This window comes from Nonomuraea aurantiaca (assembly GCF_020215705.1).
GTDB lineage: Bacteria > Actinomycetota > Actinomycetes > Streptosporangiales > Streptosporangiaceae > Nonomuraea > Nonomuraea aurantiaca.
Window position 1 is genome coordinate 444151 of sequence record NZ_JAIWNB010000002.1, and the last position, 16676, is coordinate 460826.

Here is a 16676-nt window from a genome sequence, read left to right on the forward strand (position 1 = left end):
GCTCACTCCTCTGCCATACTGCGCAGTTCTCGCTTGACCACTTTTCCGGCGGCGTTCCTGGGCAGCGCGGCCACGAGCAGCAGCCGGGTGGGCAGCTCGTGCTGGGCGAGCCGCTCGGCCAGGAAGGCGCGTACGCCGGCCAGTGTCACCGGCTCGCGGGACACGACCGCCGCCGCCACCGCCATGCCCATGACCGGGTGCGGCACACCGAACACCGACGCCTCGGCGACGGCCGGATGCTCGTGCAGCGCGGCCTCGACCTGGAGTGTCGAGACCTTGAAGGCGCCCGACTTGATGACGTCGCTCTCCCGGTCGACCAGGTACAGGTAGCCGTCGTCGTCCAGGTAGCCGAGGTCGCCCATGCGTACCCAGCCGTCCTGGAAGGTGTCCTGCTGCCGCTGCTCGCCGTAGTAGGCGCGGGAGTGCGCGGCGGCGCGCAACCAGACCTCGCCGGTCTCGCCGGGCGGGGCCGGGTCGCCGTCGGCCGTCACGATCTTCAGGTTGCCGGCGGCGTGCCCGAGCGCGCCCGGCCGGTCGGGATCGTAGATCATGATGGTCTGGGCGGGGGCCGCCTCGGTCGAGGTGTAGTAGTTCGCGACCGTCGCGTTCGGGAACGCCTCGGTCAGCTCGGCCGCGACCCTCGGCGGCAGCGCGGCGGCGGCCGAGCCGAGCAGCAGCACGCTCGACAGGTCGTGACGGTCCTGGACGCGCGCGCCGAGCAGCTCGATGGCCATCGCGGGCACCACGAACACGGTCCCGGCCGCGTACGACTCGATGAGCGCCGCGAAGCGGGCCGGCGTGAACAGCGGCAGGGTGACCACGGTGGGGGCGGCGCTCAGCGCGTGGAGCAGCATGACCTGGCCGGCGTTCGTGCCGATGGGGAAGGCGTGCACGAGATGCCTGGAGTGAGCGAACGGGCGGCGTTTGGGGTGGACGGGCGGGAAGGTGAGGTTCGCGTGGCTGGCCGCCACGCCCTTGGGCTGCCCGGTGGTGCCGGAGGTGTAGAGGATCTGGGCGTAGCCGAGCGGATCGACCTTGACCGGGACGGGTTCGGCCGGGCCGCTGAGCTCGTCGCCGCCCCGGATCAGCGTCGTCGCCCCGCAGTGCTTGATCAGGCGGGCCAGCTCCGGCTCGGCCAAGCGGTCCGACAGCGGGACCGCGACCGCGCCCGCCTTCAGCACCGCCATCCAGCTCACCGCGTAGTCGAGCCAGTCACGGCCGCCGAACACCAGCGCGACTCTGTCTCCCGGCCGTACGCCCTGGTCGAGCAGGCCGTGGGCGGCGGCGTCAGAGCGCTCGTCCCACTCGGCGAGTGTCAGGCCGCCCCTTCCGGCGACGATGAGGGCCTCGTGGTCGGGGTCGGTGGCGGCGCGTGAACTCAGCAGAGCAGGGACAGGACGGGCCGACTGAACCACCCCCAAAATTATTATCGGGATGTCGCAAGACGCTAGAAAAAATGCACAATTGCGTCAACCCCTTACCGCCAGCCGCTTGCCGCCGTCAGGCCCCGCGTGACACACTCGCCCCGGATTTCCCTGGAAACGGGAGGGCTTCGCCAGGTGCAGACGGACGGGGAACTACGCGGACGCCTCGCCGAGATGGTGGCCGAGGCCACCGACGGCGCGGTCGAGGCCGCCGACGTGCTGGCCGGGGAGACCCGGCTGGCCGATCTCGGCGTCACCTCGCTCGGCTATCTCAGGCTGATCGACGCGGTGGAGGCGGAGTTCGGCATCGAGCTCGACATGACCTCGGCCGACAGCCTGGACGAGCTGGTGGACTACTTACGGCTCCATGCTTGAGTCGCCGCTGACCTGGGGGCAGCAGGACATCTGGCGGGCCGTGGTGGCGGCGCGGCCGCAGGAGCACTATCTCAACATCGGCCGGATCTTCGCTGCGCCGAAGCGGCCCGTCACCGTCGAGCGCGCCGTCAAGGCCCTGGACGACCTCGTCGCCAGGCACGAGGCGCTGCGCACCCGGCTCAGCGGCCCGCGCGACCACCCCCGGCAGCGGGTCTCGCCCATCGCCCGGCCGTACGTCGAGGTGACGGACGAATCCGCTCAGGTGGTGTGCGACCGGCTGTCGGGCGAGCCGTTCGACTACTGGGAGGAGTGGCCGCTGCGGGTGGCGTTCCTCGTGACCGGCGACCATGTCCGGCATGTCGTGCTGGTGCTCTGCCATCTGGCCGCCGACGGGCACGCGGCCGATCTCCTGGTGAAGGACTTCCGGCTGCTCCTGCTGCGCGACTCGCTGCCGCCGCCGCAGAGCGCCACGCCGCGCGAGCTGGCCGAGTGGCAGCGCTCGCCCGAGGGCAGGCGCACCTCCGACGAGGCCCTGGCCTTCTGGACGGCCGAATACCGGCGGATGGATCCCGTGACCCTGGCCGACGTCCCGCGGCGCCCCCGGTTCTGGGAGGCCACGATGACCTCCGCGGCCATCGCCGCGGCGGCGCAGGCCGTGGCCGCCCGCGAGCGGGTGAGCTCCTCGACGGTGCTGCTCACGGCCGCGGTCCGGCTCGCCGGGCGGCTCACGGGCCAGCGGTTCTGCGGCATGCGGGTGATCGTCAACAACCGGTTCGCGGCCGACCGCCGCGACGTGGTCTCCACGATCTCGCAGGAGGGGCTCGTCCTGCTCGACCTGCGTACACCGGACTTCGGGGAGTTGGTACGGCAAGGCTGGCAGGTGGCCTTACGGGCCTACCGGCAGGCCCAGTTCGACCCGTACGCGATGGAGGAGGCGGTGTCGGGCATGGGGCCGGGGATCAGGTCGTTCGGCTGCTTCAACGACCAGCGGCTGGTCCAGCGCGACGAGGTGACAGGTCTGGACGAACGGGCCGTACGCGCCTCGATGGAGCGGACCGAGCTGGCCTGGACGGACACCATGGACCGCAACATCTGCGACTTCCGGCTGCATGTCGGCGGCGAGCCGGGGCGGATGGAGGTGTCGCTATACGCCGACACCGGGCTGCTCGCGCCGCCGGGGATCGAACGCTTCCTGTACGACATGGAGTCGACGCTGGTCGAGGCGGCGTTCGCATGAGCCTGTACGCGGCGGCCACGTCGTGCGCGCAGGGGGAGTCGCTCCGGTTCCACCTGCTCGGGGGCGGCGGCCCGATCACCGTCGAGGACGTGCCGTCGGGGCGGGTCGTGCTCCGGGACACGGCTGAGGGCGACACCTGGACGCTGAAGGTGGGCGCCGACTGGCCCAGCTCGCTCTACCGCGCCGTTCTGGGCAACGAGTCCGCATATTTCGTCGTACGTGCGGCGGTGCCCGCTTCGCCGGTGGTGGTGGCGATTCCCTTTCCCACTTGGGAGGCGTACAACCGGCCAGGCGTGCCCGGCGAGGGGCTCTACCAGGCCGAGCAGCCCGATCGGGCGGTCAAGGTCAGCTTCGACCGGCCGGGGGCGGGGCCGCAGATCGAGGAGTGGGAGCTCGGGCTGCTGCGGTGGCTCGGGCCGTCGGGGCACACGGTCGACTACTGCTCGGGGCTGGACCTGCACGACGGTCTCGACCTGCTGAGCCGTTACCGGTTGCTGGTGATCAACGGGCACGACGAGTACTGGTCGTGGGAGATGCGGGACGCGGTGGAGGCGTTCGCGCGGGCCGGTGGAAATATCGCCATATTCTCTGGCAACACCTGCTGGTGGCAGGTCCGCTTCGAGGACGACCTCCGCACGATGGTCTGCTACCGCGACGCCGTCGCCGACCCCCTCGCCGCCACCGACCCGGGCAGGGTCACGGTCGAATGGCCCAGCGAACCCGTCAACCGCCCGGAGAACACTCTGACCGGGCTCACCTTCCGGAACGGCGCGGGATGCTGGGTCGACTCGCGGGTGATGGCCCACGAGTCGTACACGGCCCGCTTCGCCGGCCACTGGGTGTTCGAAGGCACCGGGCTGGCCGACGGCGACACCTTCGGCAGGGGCGCGCTCGGCTACGAGACGGACGCCGCCGACCTCGAATGGGTGGACGGGGTGCCGAGGGCGACGGGCCGTGACGGCACACCGCCGTCGTTCGTCGTCCTCGCCACCGCCGACCTGAGCCACTGGCGCCGGTACGGGAAGGGCGGCGCGGCCACGATGGGCGTACACCGGCTCGGGGCGGGCACCGTCTTCAACGCCGGCACCATCAACTGGGGCAACTCCCTGCACGACCCCGTCCTGGACAGGATCACCCGAAACGTCCTCGACCGCCTGTCCCGACCACCGAGCCACCCACCCTCCTGGGACCCGATCGGCCCCGCCCCGACCAGCGCGTCTGCCCGCGAGTCGTCTCCCGATGGTGTCGGTGGCGGCACGCGTGCCCTGGTCGCGTGCGACAACCGGCTCTTCGCCGCCTGCGCGGACGGGACACTCGCCGTCCGCGACATCTCCGGACAGAACCTCCCATGGCGGGTGATCGACGAGACCGACGTGATCGCTCTGGCGGCCCCCCGGGAGGCGCACGGCGGCCCACCCGCCGGCCTGTACGGCGTGGCGCCAGACGGCACGATCCGCTACCGCGACCCCGTCCTGGCCAGGTCCACCTGGCGGGATGTCAGCCGGGCCCCCGAGGGCACCACGGGCCTGGCCGCCGTGGACGAGGGCCTGTTCGCCGTCACCTCGGCGGGCGAGCTGTGGCACCTCCCGATCCGGCAGCTGGACACCCACGACTGGGCCCGAGCGGGCTCGGCCGCGGGCGCGGTGAGCCTGACCGCGATGAACGGGCGGGTGTTCGCCGTCTCCGCCGACCGGATCCTGACCAGGCCGGCCGAACGGCACGAGACCGCCTGGCAGGACCTGGGCCCGGCCGGGGGCCACACCGTCCTCGCCGCCTCCGCCGGACGACTCATCGGCACCGGCCCGGGGACCGGCCTCTCCTGGCGGTGAGAGGGCAGTGCCCCCGAGCTGGAGGTGCTGTGTGGGACAGGCCGTTCTTCGTGGGGGGTGCGCGGGGTCAGCGGAGACCGAGCTGGCCGAGCATGCCGAGCTGGTCGCTGCTGCCCCACCGTTCCACCAGCTTGCCGTCGGTGAAGCGGCTGATCTGCATGCCGCGGTAACTCACCTTCTTGCCGGTGGCCGGATGGCCCATGAGGTCGCCGAGGTGGGTGCCGCTGATGGTGTAGGCGAAGGCCAGCTCATCATCCGTGGCGATCAGGTGCTCGACCTCGACGCGCAGGTCGGGGAACGCGGCGCGCAGCTCGCCGAACATCGCCTTGTAACCGTCCGGGCCCGGCCCTTGCCCGGGGGCGGGATCGTGGTCCACGGCATCGGGCGCGACCACTTCGTCGAAGATGGCGAAGTCGCCGCTCATCACCGCGGTGGCGAAGCGTTGCTGGGCGGCTAGGTTGGCCTCGTAGGTCATGTCTCTCCCCACAGTTGGTCGGCGATGGCCGATCACGTCCCACGGACAGTGGATCTCCGTGCGACTCTGTTTCTGCAGGTTAGGCGGCGAGCGGCTGTGGGGTGGGTCTTGGGTGGGGTGTGTCGCCGGGGAGCGCACGGAGGCCGTTTCCACAGACGGTCACCGCGTAGGCCGCGCTCCTGGGAGCGGTGGCCTTCGTGGGCCGCTGCTACGGGCGGTCGGTCTCGTAGCGCTGCTACGGGCGGTCGCTCTCGTAGGCCAGCCACTGGGCGCAGGTGTGCAGCCCGTAGTCCAGTGTCGCGCGTGGCCGCCAGCCCAGCTCGGCGGCGGCCCGCTCGACATCGACCAGCGGCTTCGGGGGGCCGTCTGACGTCTCGACGTCCAGCGGCCGCACCGCCCCTGACACCGCCTCGGCCAGCTCGCGCATGCCCAGCCGTTCCGGGTTGGCGATGTTGAACACCCGCGACTCCGGATTCCCCGCCAGCGCCGCCAGCACCGCGTGAGCGACGTCCTGGACGTGCACCAACTGCACGGGAGAGCCCGTGACGGGCGCGGGCCGGTTGAGCGACGACCGCAGCACCAGCTCCGCGACCGCGCCCCGCTGCGGCATCCCGGGCCCATAGGGCTCGCCCAGCCGCAACACCACGGCGCCACCGGCCGCCTCCTCCACCTGCCGAATGGCCCGCACCAGCGCGGACGCGTCCTGCTTCCCGTCCCCGTAGACGGCGCACGAGCTGAGCAGGACGCCGCCGCGTCCGTCGGCGAAGGCCGCTCGCGCCAGGCGCAGCTCCTCCTCCGGGTCGGCGTCCTCGTCCCAGCCGAGCGCGCAGACGTGCACCACCACGGCGGCGCCCGCCTCGGGACCGGCCGTTCGATAGCCGTGGTCGGCGAGCGCGCCCGCCAGATGGTCGCGGACGAACGTGTCGGCGCCCGTCAGGGCCACCGCAGGGCGGTCGGCGAAGACCCGGGGACGGTGTGCGGGCCGGTCGGCGAGACCCGCCTCCAGGCCCGCACGGGCCGCCTCGTGCCACTCGGGCGCGAGCCGGGCGAGCTCCCGGGCCCCGAGCGCATGGCAGAGCCCACCGGGACCCATCGTGGCGAGCGCCCGGTCCACCACGCGCGGGTCGGCGTGCTCCCCAGTCTCATCCAGGGCACCGTCTCCGCCGGTCTGGCCGTGGACGACGCCCATGGTGTAGGCCGTGAGCCAGAGCGGCCAGTGCCGGGTCGCCGCCCTGGTCCGCAGCGACTCGGCGTCGATGCCCCGCCCCGCCAGGTAGTCCTCGCAGCGGATGTCCCGCCACCGCCCGGTCTCCGGGACGCGGACGGCGCACTGGGCCACCCCACGCTTGAAGAACGGGATCACCGGCAGCTCCCCGAGCACGCTCTCCTCGGCGGACCAGTCCGTCCGCGGGTCGTCGGTGAAGAAGCAGGGGGAGCGGCGCAGCCCCTGGAAGTCGTTGTCCACCAGGCTCGCCAGGTCCTCGTGCTCGGCCAGGCTCGGCACGGCCACGAACACGGGCACCCCCGCCTGGCGCAGGTACCGCCCCATGAGCACGTCGTCGGGCCACGTGTCTCCCCGGTCGCGGGCCCATTCCACGTACCCGCCCGCGACCTGCCTGGGCAGCAGCAGGGCCGCCACCGGCGTGTACTCGCCCGCCCCAGGCACCCACCGCGCCCCGGCGAGCGCGCCCTGCCGGACGGCGGCGCCGTTGCGCGAGTTCCAGAAGGCGAACAGGGCGAGCGCGGCGTGTGGCATGGCACGGGCGGCACTCTCGGCGCGTTCGAAGAAGGTGCTCGAGAGCACCATGTCGTCGTGCAGCAGCACGTGGTGCGTGGCGTCCGAAGGGATGCTGGACCAGGCGAGCAGCGAAGTGCGGAACGCCGACGGACGCCCCGCCGGATCGGGATCGGTGACGACGTCGAGGACGCCACCGGCCAGCCGGATGGCCGCCTCCCTGCGCTGGGGATGCGCCATCACCGCCCCGGTCAGCTTCACGTGCCCAGGCGTCGGCTGCATGTGCTCAGACGCCGGCTTCACGTGCCCAGGCATGCGCCTACCGCGAGCTCGCCCGACTCCAGCAGGTCGAGGGCGTCGCGCCGGTCGCCGCCGTCCCACTGCACCTCGCGGACGACCAGCAGCCCCGAGCCGCACGCCACCAGCACGCCGGCGACGCCGGTGGACCAGACGGGGGCGAGCACGGTGCCGGGCGGTTCTTGGCCGCCGTATTCGATCAGGTCGGCGCTGTGCACGAACAGCTTGCGCCCGCCGACGAAGGTGAAGGCCCCCGGGTACGGCGCGGCCAGCGCGCGGATCCAGTCGTAGAGGTCGTCGGCCGGCTTCGACCAGTCGATCACCCCGTCCTCCGGACGGCGCTTGTCCCACCACGAGCCGCCCGGGGGCTGCGGTCGTGCCACCACCTGTCCCGCCAGCAGCAGCGGCACGTATTTGGCGAGCAGCTCGATGTTGATCTCGGTGACCTTGCGGTACACCTCGGTGACGTCGTCGCGGCGGCTGATCGTGAACTCCCGCTGCGCGATGAGATCCCCGGTGTCGGCGCCCTCGTCGAGGAAGAACAGGCTCACCGCGCTCGTCGTCAGCCGCTTGATGATGGTCCAGGGCAGCGCGGCGCGTCCCCGGCCCTCCGGCAGGCGGGTGGGGTGCAGGCCGATCGAGCCGAGCGGGCAGACCGACAGCAGCGGCTCGCGGACGAGCTGCGACCACCCGGCGATCACGAACAGGTCCATCTCCTTGACCCGCTCGTACGCCTCGCCGTCGTTGATGTCCGCGGTCTCCAGCAGCGGGATGCCGTGCTTCTCGGACGCTTCCCGCAGCGGCGCGTACCCCGAACGGTGCTGCAGCTTCGGCGGATAGCCGATCAGCAGCGACGGTGGAGTGCCCTGCGCGGCCAGTACGTCCACGGCGGGGGCGGCGAACTCCATGCCCGTGGCGAACGCGAACGTCTTCACAAGACCTCCCTCAGCACCCCGAACGCTTCGGCGTGCGTGACACCGATCTCCGCGCCGCGCAGTGTCGCCAGCGCCGTCACCGACTCCTCGCTCCTGATGTGCGGGGAGGGCCGGTGCTGGCTCTTGTAACCGCGCAGCGCCTCCAGTTTGCGTTCTAGGTGGGCGCTGATGTCGCAGAACGCCGTCGATCGTGGCATCGGCTCGGCCGCCCACTGGATCTTCGACATCTCGTACAGCAGCACGGTCGGCACCAGCCACTTGCCGAACTGCTGGGCGATGGGCCGGGCCGCCGCGAACCCGGCGCCGAACACCGCGAGATGGTCCTGGTCGTAGTCGGCGAAGCTGGGCAGCAGGAGCAGGTCGGGCCGCCGCTCGTTCAGCGCCCGCTCGAACAGGTCGACCAGCTCCCTGCGCGGCAGTGTGTCCAGCCGCTCGGTCAGGTCCATGTCGCCGTACGCGATCTCGTACGAGAAACCCAGTGTGGCCCGGACGGCCTCGATCTCGTCCAGCCGCTGCCGATAGCTGGTGGCGCCGTCGAGGCCGTAGTGCCGCATGCCGTCGACCGCCAGATACAGGACGTGGACCTCGGCCCCCGCCTCGACCTGCGCGGCGATCAGGCCGCCGCAGCCGAGTACCTCGTCGTCGGCATGCGGGGAGATCACCAGCACACGGTCAAAGCGGCGCATTCACTGCCCTCCGGTCCTCGCGGGCGCGATAGTACTCGGCGGTGCTCAGGATCAGCTCGTCGAGCGCGATCCGGGGCCGCCAGCCCAGGTCGGTCGCCGCCCGCAGCGCCGGGATCTTGTGGAACGACTCGGCCTCCGCGTAGTACGGCCCGTGCACGCTCCTGCCGTCGATGCTGAGGATCGGCGACGGACTGCCGAGCAGCTCCTTCACCCGCTGGGCCAGCTCCACGATGGTGACGGCGTTCGCCGGGTTGCCGACATTGATGATGATGTCGTCGCAGTTCAGCGCCGCGTCCATGTAGTCGATGAGGAACCCGGTCAGGTCGCTCGCCGCGATGAACGCCCTGACCTGCTCACCGCCCGCGAACACGGTGATCGGCTTCTCGGCCAGCGCCTGCTGGACGAACGTGGGCATGACGAACCCGCCCGCCCGAGACTGCCGCGCCCCCGCCACGTTGAACGGCCGGATGACCACCCCGCGCAGCCCGTGCTGACGGCTGTTGGAGACCATCGCCTCGGCCAGCGTCTTGGCGATGGCGTATTCGATGCGGGTGTTGTACTGCGTCGGTACGACGATGTCGTCCTTCTCGTCGAGCACGCCGCTGCGGCCGTACACCTCGGCCGAGCTGAACAGGCATAACGCCGCATCTGCCCGGATACAGGCGTCGATGACCGGCGCGGTGCTGCCGATGATGTCGTGGCCGAGCCGGCCCGCCCTGGACAGGATGCTCGCGGGGCCGACATAGGAGGCCGCGTGGATGACACGGTCGGCCCCAGCGAAGTCGCCGCCCGCCGCCAGATAGTCCTCCACCCGCTGCCGGACGACCGTGCAGCGAGGGTCGGCGTCGTAGTCCTCGCCGTCGATCACCGCACCCGCGTTGGAGTCGATGATCGTTACTCGGTGGCCCGCGGCGAGATACGCGTCCACCAGATGTGAGCCGATAAAACCGAGACCGCCCGTGACGATGACTTCGCCACTTGGAGCTCCCACGGGCCTGCCTTTCCCACGAAGCCGTGATTTCGAGGAAAACGGTCACTCGGGGCCTGTGCCGCCCCGGTGGCACCTAGCGTGGGATTAAAACAGTTTTCGCCACGCTTGTCACGCATGGCACAAGTTTTCATGGCTTGCACGGGCTTCCTGGACCGATCAGCCGGATCGGGCGTACGCTCACCGCAATTCGGGCACAGGGAGTGACATGGCCACGTCGAGGGAACGCACCTTCACCGGCACCCGCGCCGCGAACGTGGTGCGCGAATGGCCCCACGAGCAGCCCCGCTATGTCGCCATACTGGTCCACGGGTACGGCGAGCACATCGGCCGCTACGAGTACGTGGCGGACACCCTGGTCCGGCACGGCGCCGCGGTGTACGGGCTCGACCACGTCGGCCATGGCAAGTCGGCGGGCGACCGGGCGCTCGTCGTCGACTTCGAGGACGTGGTGACCGACGTACACGCTGTGGAGGAGCAGGCCCGAGCCGACCACCCGCGCGTACCGGTCGTGGTGATCGGCCACTCGATGGGCGGCATGATCGCCGCCCGCTACGCCCAGCGCTACGGCGACGGGCTGGCCGCGCTCGTCCTGTCGGGCCCGGTGATCGGCGAATGGGAGGTGATCCCCGCCCTGCTCGCCCTCGACGAGCTGCCCGACGTCCCCATCGACCCGGCCACGCTCTCCCGCGACCCGGCCGTGGGCGTCGCCTACGCCGAGGATCCGCTGGTCTGGCACGGCCCGTTCAAGCGGCCCACGCTGGAGGCGTTCGCCACGACGATCACCACGATCGCCAAGGGCGGCTCGCTCGGCAGCCTGCCGACGCTCTGGATCCACGGCGCCGATGACCGGCTCGTGCCGCTGACCTCCAGCCGTACGGGCATCGAGACGATCCGCGGCGACGACCTGACGGAGCGGATCTATCCTGATGCCCGGCACGAGGTGTTCAACGAGACGAACCGGGACGAGGTCCTGACGGACGTCACGACCTTCATCGACCGCGTCCTCGGCCACTGACTCCACGCTCCTTGATGCCCTGCGGCGGAGTCATTTGACGGGCAGCCACAGGTGTCCGGATCCATGGGTCCGCGTCAGGTCCACCCGGTAGCACCCGGCTTTGGGAAAGACGAAGCCCGTGCCCCACTCCTCACCCGGCCGCCGCCAGGACGAGCTCCCGTGCTGCTCGGGACCGAACGTGGGCTTCGCACGGGTGCCGTCGGGCAGCGCGGCCGTGACCTTCAGCGGTCCTTCACCGGTCATCCGCCACACGATCTTGACCTCCTTGCCCCGCTTGAACGGAACCGGGGCGAACAGCAGCCCCCACACCTCGGCATCCTGCGAGGCGCCGCGCACCTCGGGAAACCCGTCCCCTTGGATGATCACCGGCGTCCCATGGCACCCCACCCGGGTGGTGGCGGGCGTCGGCTTCGGCGACGCGGCCGGTGTCCCGTCCCCGGTCGGCGTCCCGGCCGGTGTTCCGTTCCCGGTCGGCGCCGTGGTCGCCGATGGCGGTGGGGCCTGGGTCGCCGGGCCGCCGGTGGCGCACCCCGCGGCCACTATGAGCACCGCTCCGATTGTCATCCGCCTCATCGAACCTCCTTCGCTCTCACGACACGTACTCCGGAGAGCGGCAAGAGGTTCCTGGTTCAGGTTCGGCGCGCGGCGTAGGTCTGGAAGGCCAACGGGCCCCCGCCCATGGAGCGAGAGGCCCGTATCCAGCCGGCGCCCGTACTCGGCCGACGCCCGTACCCAGCTGGCACCCGCAGTCGGCTGGCACCTGTACTTAGCTGGCGCCCTACGACGCGTCCTCGCAGCGGACCGTGACGATCGCGAACCACACATGCGTACGCGCGTCCTGGGACGTCACCGACTCGAACACCTCGCACGACGTGAACCCGTGGTTCAGCGCGTTCTGCCTGGCGGCGGCCTCCGCGCGGGCGAGCGCGGCGTCCTCCTCGATGCCCTTGCCGAACCCGTCGAACAGCGCGCCGATCCCGGCGTTGATGCTGGTGGAGGTGTCGGCGGAGGCGGGCAGAGCGGCGACGAGGGCGCCCGCGACGATGCCGGAACCGGCCAGCGTCGTCGCAGCCAACGCGACCAGCAGCCTTTTGGTCAGGTACTTCATTGGGGTCTCCCCGAGCTTCGATCGTTGGGGCTTACGTCTGAGAGGCGTTCCATCCCGTTCCACCGGATGCCTTCGCGGTCAGTGACCCGGAGCCGGCGGCGCCCGTAACGCGGAAGCGGCCAAGGTCTTATCCCTCTCCCGATTCGAAAATGCGCCATCTCTCCGTGGGCGACTCTCTTTCGAGCCAATAAGCCCAGCTGAAATCATCCGGCGCTTCGTGGCCCCGATATCGGTCCAGTCGCAGAAAGCGCTGTCGGGGAAAGACTCCTCACGATCGGCGAATTCCGGGGTGGACGAGCGGCAGCGGCGCCGATGTCTCTCGCCACGACCGCCTGCGGGTAGGTCCTCACCGTGTCTTCGGGAGAGAAGCTTTCCGCCGGCGACCGGATGTCGTGAAGCTTGCGGGGAAACGCAGTGGCGAAGCCGACCGTGCGGCTGTCCGCAGTCGTCGCCCTGTGCGTCTTGAGCGTGAGGGGTGGCGGGATCGTATGTTCGCCTCCCTGGGACATCTGCCCGATCGCCGGTAGGAAGATCCCTTCACCCCATCCTCCGGCGGGAGCTTATGATCGTAAAAAGAAATACCAGATCAGGCCGAGGGCAATCAGCCAGATAATGGCGCCGATGCCGCAGACAAGCAGGCAGCCTGTGATGACTGTGCGTTTTCTGCCTCGATCGCCCCATTCGTGACGACCACGATCTGGATCCATGCTAAGAGGCTACTTCTTTCCCGCCCCGGCTAATTGACCATGGCTGCGCTGAAGGGGCATTTGTGGCTTTTATGTATTTCCGAGGATGGGAAGGATCAATGCGGAGGGATATTCCTGACCATGAAAGACCTCGAACCCGGTGCGCCGGGTCCGCACGGCCCCCGCCACCGGCTCCCCGGTCCCATGGTTGCGCGCGAACCTCGGAAACGCTCCCCCCGCCACCTGCACCCGCAGGCGGTGGCCCTTGCGGAAGCGGTAGCCGGTCGGGTGGAGTTCGACCTCCGCCCGGGTCACGCTCTGCGAGTCCTGGGGCAGGCGCACGATGCCGTCGGTGACGTTCCGGGAGACGCCCGCGGGATCGACGTCGCAGAGTCGTACGAACAGGTCGGCATGCCCCGTGTCGGTGCGTACGTGCACGACCGCCGAGACCGGACCGACCAGGTCGAGATCGCGGGGGAGTGGTGCGGTGGTGTGGACGAGCACGTCGGACCGGCGCTCCACCTCCCGGTTGTCGTGCTGGCCGGTCTCCTGGGCGGACAGCATCGGGCCGCCGGGTGACCGCGTGGGGTGCGCCGGGTCATAGACGAACGTGTCGGAAGAGCTCTTGTCCGGCACCTCCCAGCCGAGCCCCTGGCCGTGGCCCAGGTAGAGCGGAGTGGGCGTGGACTCCGCGGGCGGCCACTGGTCGAAGTCCAGCCAGCGGTTGGCCTTCTGCAGGTAGAGGCGTACCGGTGCCTGGTGCAGTTGAGCGGTGTCGCCCAGCAGGTACGCCGACAGCCACGACACCTGGTCGATCAGCACGGCACGCAGCGCGCCCGGATCATGGCCCCATGGACCGATCGTGATCCGGCTGCGCCGCCCCGCCCTCCGCAGCGCGGCGAAGTCACGCAGCTGCGCGGGCAGGAACAGGTCCCACCAGCCGGTCACCATGCTCGTCGGCGTGGTCATCTCGGCCGCCGCCACGCGGTGGTCGGTGGCCGTCCAGAAGTCGTCGCCCGGCTCCGCGTGCGCGGCCACCTCGCGCAGAAACGGTACCGGCTTGCCGATCGCCGCCAGGTCGGACGTGCCGATGGGGACGTGCGCCATGGCCCGGCGTACGCGCCGCTCCTTGCGGGGGTCGGGCAGCAGCCCGCCCAGGGGCGCCTCCTCCTGGGTGCCGATGAGCGCCGACCAGGTCAACATGTTGTGCAGGCCCATCACGCCGCCCGGATAGAACGTGCTGACGAACTCGCTGGCCGTGATCCCGAGCCCCATCGCCTCCAGCGGCGGATCCAGGTAGGGCCCGACCGCCCACTGCGTGAACCCGAGATAACTGGCCCCCGCCATGGCCAGCCGCCCGTCACACCACGGCTGCGCGCGCAACCACGCCGCCGTGGCCAGACCGTCGGCCTTCTCCTGGTGGAAGGCGTGGAACCGGCCGCCGGAGCCGAAGACGCCCCGGGTGTTCTGGACGACGACCTGCATCCCGCGCCTCACCAGCACGCTTGCGAACGCCTTCGAGTCGATCCGGTGCTTCCCGTACGGCGTGCGCATCAACACCACGGGCAGCGGCCCGGCACCGCGCGGCCGGTAGCGATCGGCGAGCAGCACCACGCCGTCGGGCATCGGGACCCGCAGATCACGAGCGACCGCCACATCATGGACCACCGCCTCCGGCAGCCCGAGGTACCTGTCGAACAGCCTGCCGAGCACGCCCATGAGAAGTCCTCCCGCTCGACCCCAGAGTAGAGCTCCTGGGGCGGAAGGAACGGTCGTTGACGGTGAGAAGGTCGGTGAGCGGGTCTCGGAGCTCGTGCGCGCACACGCACGAAGTCGGCCAACGGCCACAGGGACCGTCACGTCCTGAGACCGGTGACTTTCCCCTCGCCGCCTTGTCTGAACAGACGAGACATGACGAGGACAGACGAGAAGAAGGCGAAGATGCGAAAGCCCCCACCCACGACCCACGCCGACACCGCCGGTGACGCCTGGCTCGGCGGGGTCGCTCTGCTGGGCCGGGCCGTCGACTACGCGCTGGGCTGCCTTTGCCTCGTCGCCTCCGCCGACCTGGACCGTCCCACCCCGTGCCACGGCTGGGACCTACGGACGTTGCTGGCACACACGAACGACTCCTTCGCGGCCCTGACGGAAGCCGCATCCTTAGGACACGTCGCTCTCGATCCCCTGCCGAGCTACGACAGCGGCGACCGCCACGGCCACGGCGGCGACGGAGGCGACGACCGCCACGAGGGCGACCGCCAAGACGACGGTCACGGGCGCGGGCGCGGCGATGGCGATGACGGCTTGCGGTACCGCGCCACCCGCCTTCTCCACGCCTGGGCAGGGACCCGGGACGCGGTGGTCTCCGTCGGCGGCTGCCCGTTGACGGCCGCGATGGTGTCCGCCGTCGGTGCCGTCGAGGTGGCCGTGCACGCCTGGGACGTGGCCCGGGCGTGCGGTCACCCCCGTCCCATCCCGGACGACATGGCGGCCGAGCTGCTCCCGCTGGCCCGGCTCTTCGTCACGGACGCCGACCGGCCGGCCCGATTCGCCGTACCCCTGAACACCGCCCCCCGAGCCCCAGCTCAGGACCGTCTGCTCGCCTACCTGGGCCGCGACCCCCACTGGACTGACAACAGGAAGTAGCTTGACAGCATTAATTGTCGGTGTCAGCGTGGAGCCATGTACGAAGTCGCGGTGATCGAGGACCCGGCCGCCGCCGAGGCGTCGCTGGATCCAGTACGCGCCCGGCTGCTGGCCGAGCTGGCCGAGCCGGGCTCGGCCACGATGCTGGCCGCCAAGGTCGGTCTGGCCAGGCAGAAGGTGAACTATCACCTCCGAGCCCTGGAAAGCCACGGTCTGGTCCAACTCGTCGAAGAGCGGCGCAAGGGCAACTGCACCGAACGCGTCATGCAAGCATCGGCCGCCTCCTACGTCATCTCGCCGACGGCCCTGTCGGCGGTCCAGCCCGACCCGTCCCGTTCCCCCGACCAGCTCTCGGCCCGCTGGCTGCTGGCCGTGGCCGCTCGCCTGGTACGTGACGTGGGCGCCCTTATCACCGGTGCGGCGAAGGCCAGGAAGCGGGTCGCGACGTTCGCCATCGACGGCGAGGTCCGCTTCTCCTCGGCCGCCGACCGGGCGGCCTTCGCCGAGGAGCTGTCCGGTGCGGTGGCTTCGCTGGTCAGCAAGTATCACGACGAGCAGGCCGAAGACGGACGACCCCACCGTCTAATCATCGCCATCCACCCATCCGTCGGGAATCAGCCCACCGATGGGTGATCTGGTGCGCGACACGCGGTGCACTATGGTCGGACCCTGGCTGCCCGAACCGCTGCTGACCGGGCCCGACGCCGCCACCCAGGTGCTCATGGGCGAGTCGGTGAGCACCGCGATGCTGGTGGTCATGGAGAACCTCACCCCCGCCGAACGCGTCGCGCTGGTGCTGCACGACGTCTTCGACTTCCCGTTCGGCCGGATCGCCGAGGTGCTCGGCGGCACCCCCGCCGCCAGCCGCAAGATTGCCCGGCCCCGGACCGGCTCGGCGAGCGGGGCTGGAGGTGGGCGTACTGCCCGGCCTGCGGCCTGTCCTGTGATCGGGACTGGGCAGCGGCCGAGCGGATCGTCTCCCGCGGCCTGCTCGGCCAGAACGCCACCCGCACCCACCGTTCCACCGGGGTGCGCACCATCCACGCCATCGTGGAAGGCAACCTCGCCCGCGCCCGCCGAACGCGCAGGCCAACCCGTGCGCCCCGCCGCGCCCGCCGCACCCGAGCAGACCTGCACCCCCGACCGGCAGCACGCGACAGAGCCAAGAGGCGCCCCACCCCGAAACGGCCCACCCGCAGCTCAGCCACCGCACGAAACAACCCGATGACCTCCAGCC

17 protein-coding genes are annotated in these 16676 nt (G+C 70.8%); 7 read left to right on the forward strand and 10 right to left on the reverse strand.

Annotated elements, in window-relative coordinates; translation table 11 throughout:
* Positions 1 to 2: 2 nt before the first annotated feature.
* Entirely contained in the window at positions 3 to 1415 is a 1413-nt protein-coding gene (locus LDL49_RS07580; RefSeq protein ID WP_225290211.1) for a class I adenylate-forming enzyme family protein, read from the reverse strand.
* A 144-nt stretch (positions 1416 to 1559) separates the two neighbouring features.
* Between LDL49_RS07580 and LDL49_RS07585 the strand changes: the two genes are divergently transcribed.
* From LDL49_RS07585 to LDL49_RS07595, 3 genes are read left to right on the forward strand one after another with little or no spacing between them, the layout of a single operon-like run.
* Positions 1560 to 1799: an acyl carrier protein gene (locus tag LDL49_RS07585; RefSeq protein WP_225290212.1), complete on the forward strand. Its 240-nt coding sequence runs from the start codon at positions 1560 to 1562 to the stop codon at positions 1797 to 1799.
* Entirely contained in the window at positions 1792 to 3036 is a 1245-nt protein-coding gene (locus tag LDL49_RS07590; RefSeq protein ID WP_225290213.1) for a condensation domain-containing protein, read from the forward strand. Before LDL49_RS07585 ends, LDL49_RS07590 begins: the two co-directional genes overlap by 8 nt.
* On the forward strand, positions 3033 to 4865 hold the full coding sequence (locus tag LDL49_RS07595; protein ID WP_225290214.1) for a N,N-dimethylformamidase beta subunit family domain-containing protein: 1833 nt from the start codon (positions 3033 to 3035) through the stop codon (positions 4863 to 4865). The genes LDL49_RS07590 and LDL49_RS07595 overlap by 4 nt, the downstream gene beginning before the upstream one ends.
* A 67-nt stretch (positions 4866 to 4932) precedes the next feature.
* Here the strand turns inward: LDL49_RS07595 and LDL49_RS07600 are convergent, their stop codons facing one another.
* From LDL49_RS07600 to LDL49_RS07620, 5 genes are all read right to left on the reverse strand, one after another.
* Positions 4933 to 5340: an ester cyclase gene (locus LDL49_RS07600; RefSeq protein ID WP_225290215.1), complete on the reverse strand. Its 408-nt coding sequence runs from the start codon at positions 5338 to 5340 to the stop codon at positions 4933 to 4935.
* 235 nt (positions 5341 to 5575) lie between these two features.
* Positions 5576 to 7378: an NAD-dependent epimerase/dehydratase family protein gene (locus LDL49_RS07605; protein WP_225290216.1), complete on the reverse strand. Its 1803-nt coding sequence runs from the start codon at positions 7376 to 7378 to the stop codon at positions 5576 to 5578.
* Positions 7375 to 8307 (reverse strand): methionyl-tRNA formyltransferase, encoded by a 933-nt coding sequence (locus LDL49_RS07610; RefSeq protein WP_225290217.1) that lies wholly within the window; start codon positions 8305 to 8307, stop codon positions 7375 to 7377. The genes LDL49_RS07605 and LDL49_RS07610 overlap by 4 nt, the downstream gene beginning before the upstream one ends.
* Positions 8304 to 8969, reverse strand: a complete 666-nt coding sequence (locus LDL49_RS07615) for a PIG-L deacetylase family protein (protein ID WP_308016089.1) — start codon at positions 8967 to 8969, stop codon at positions 8304 to 8306. Before LDL49_RS07615 ends, LDL49_RS07610 begins: the two co-directional genes overlap by 4 nt.
* A 10-nt stretch (positions 8970 to 8979) precedes the next feature.
* On the reverse strand, positions 8980 to 9984 hold the full coding sequence (locus tag LDL49_RS07620) for an NAD-dependent epimerase/dehydratase family protein (protein WP_225290219.1): 1005 nt from the start codon (positions 9982 to 9984) through the stop codon (positions 8980 to 8982).
* A gap of 205 nt (positions 9985 to 10189) precedes the next feature.
* Between LDL49_RS07620 and LDL49_RS07625 the strand changes: the two genes are divergently transcribed.
* A complete protein-coding gene (locus LDL49_RS07625; protein ID WP_225290220.1) occupies positions 10190 to 10999 on the forward strand; it encodes an alpha/beta hydrolase in 810 nt (269 codons plus the stop codon).
* A 30-nt stretch (positions 11000 to 11029) separates the two neighbouring features.
* Here LDL49_RS07625 and LDL49_RS07630 read toward each other — a convergent pair whose 3' ends face one another.
* The 4 genes from LDL49_RS07630 to LDL49_RS07645 all read right to left on the reverse strand — a co-directional run bounded on the left by LDL49_RS07630 (position 11030) and on the right by LDL49_RS07645 (position 14512).
* Positions 11030 to 11572: a hypothetical protein gene (locus tag LDL49_RS07630; protein WP_225290221.1), complete on the reverse strand. Its 543-nt coding sequence runs from the start codon at positions 11570 to 11572 to the stop codon at positions 11030 to 11032.
* Between the two features lie 205 nt (positions 11573 to 11777).
* Complete coding sequence (locus tag LDL49_RS07635; protein WP_225290222.1) at positions 11778 to 12107, reverse strand: hypothetical protein; 330 nt, start codon at positions 12105 to 12107, stop codon at positions 11778 to 11780.
* 560 nt (positions 12108 to 12667) lie between these two features.
* The gene (locus tag LDL49_RS07640) at positions 12668 to 12814 is read right to left on the reverse strand and encodes a hypothetical protein (RefSeq protein WP_225290223.1); all 147 of its coding nucleotides are present in this window, start codon (positions 12812 to 12814) and stop codon (positions 12668 to 12670) included.
* Between the two features lie 69 nt (positions 12815 to 12883).
* A complete protein-coding gene (locus tag LDL49_RS07645) occupies positions 12884 to 14512 on the reverse strand; it encodes a CocE/NonD family hydrolase (RefSeq protein ID WP_225290224.1) in 1629 nt (542 codons plus the stop codon).
* 222 nt (positions 14513 to 14734) lie between these two features.
* On the opposite strand from LDL49_RS07645, the gene LDL49_RS07650 reads away from it, so the two are divergent.
* Genes LDL49_RS07650 through LDL49_RS07660 form a run of 3 tightly spaced genes read left to right on the forward strand, consistent with a single transcriptional unit; the run spans position 14735 to position 16667 of the window.
* The gene (locus LDL49_RS07650; protein ID WP_225290225.1) at positions 14735 to 15439 is read left to right on the forward strand and encodes a maleylpyruvate isomerase family mycothiol-dependent enzyme; all 705 of its coding nucleotides are present in this window, start codon (positions 14735 to 14737) and stop codon (positions 15437 to 15439) included.
* 36 nt (positions 15440 to 15475) lie between these two features.
* On the forward strand, positions 15476 to 16072 hold the full coding sequence (locus LDL49_RS07655) for an ArsR/SmtB family transcription factor (RefSeq protein WP_225290226.1): 597 nt from the start codon (positions 15476 to 15478) through the stop codon (positions 16070 to 16072).
* A 25-nt stretch (positions 16073 to 16097) separates the two neighbouring features.
* Positions 16098 to 16667 (forward strand): sigma-70 family RNA polymerase sigma factor family protein, encoded by a 570-nt coding sequence (locus LDL49_RS07660; RefSeq protein ID WP_225290227.1) that lies wholly within the window; start codon positions 16098 to 16100, stop codon positions 16665 to 16667.
* The last annotated feature ends 9 nt before the right edge of the window (positions 16668 to 16676 follow it).

What these genes read in the sequence shown, in the direction of transcription:
- LDL49_RS07590 (WP_225290213.1), top strand. Translation starts at nt 1,792, where the DNA reads ATGCTTGAGTCGCCGCTGACCTGGGGGCAGCAGGACATCTGGCGGGCC.
- LDL49_RS07595 (WP_225290214.1), top strand. Translation starts at nt 3,033, where the DNA reads ATGAGCCTGTACGCGGCGGCCACGTCGTGCGCGCAGGGGGAGTCGCTC.
- LDL49_RS07600 (WP_225290215.1), bottom strand. Translation starts at nt 5,340, where the DNA reads ATGACCTACGAGGCCAACCTAGCCGCCCAGCAACGCTTCGCCACCGCG.
- LDL49_RS07625 (WP_225290220.1), top strand. Translation starts at nt 10,190, where the DNA reads ATGGCCACGTCGAGGGAACGCACCTTCACCGGCACCCGCGCCGCGAAC.
- LDL49_RS07630 (WP_225290221.1), bottom strand. Translation starts at nt 11,572, where the DNA reads ATGAGGCGGATGACAATCGGAGCGGTGCTCATAGTGGCCGCGGGGTGC.
- LDL49_RS07635 (WP_225290222.1), bottom strand. Translation starts at nt 12,107, where the DNA reads ATGAAGTACCTGACCAAAAGGCTGCTGGTCGCGTTGGCTGCGACGACG.
- LDL49_RS07640 (WP_225290223.1), bottom strand. Translation starts at nt 12,814, where the DNA reads ATGGATCCAGATCGTGGTCGTCACGAATGGGGCGATCGAGGCAGAAAA.
- LDL49_RS07645 (WP_225290224.1), bottom strand. Translation starts at nt 14,512, where the DNA reads ATGGGCGTGCTCGGCAGGCTGTTCGACAGGTACCTCGGGCTGCCGGAG.
- LDL49_RS07650 (WP_225290225.1), top strand. Translation starts at nt 14,735, where the DNA reads ATGCGAAAGCCCCCACCCACGACCCACGCCGACACCGCCGGTGACGCC.
- LDL49_RS07655 (WP_225290226.1), top strand. Translation starts at nt 15,476, where the DNA reads ATGTACGAAGTCGCGGTGATCGAGGACCCGGCCGCCGCCGAGGCGTCG.
- LDL49_RS07660 (WP_225290227.1), top strand. Translation starts at nt 16,098, where the DNA reads ATGGTCGGACCCTGGCTGCCCGAACCGCTGCTGACCGGGCCCGACGCC.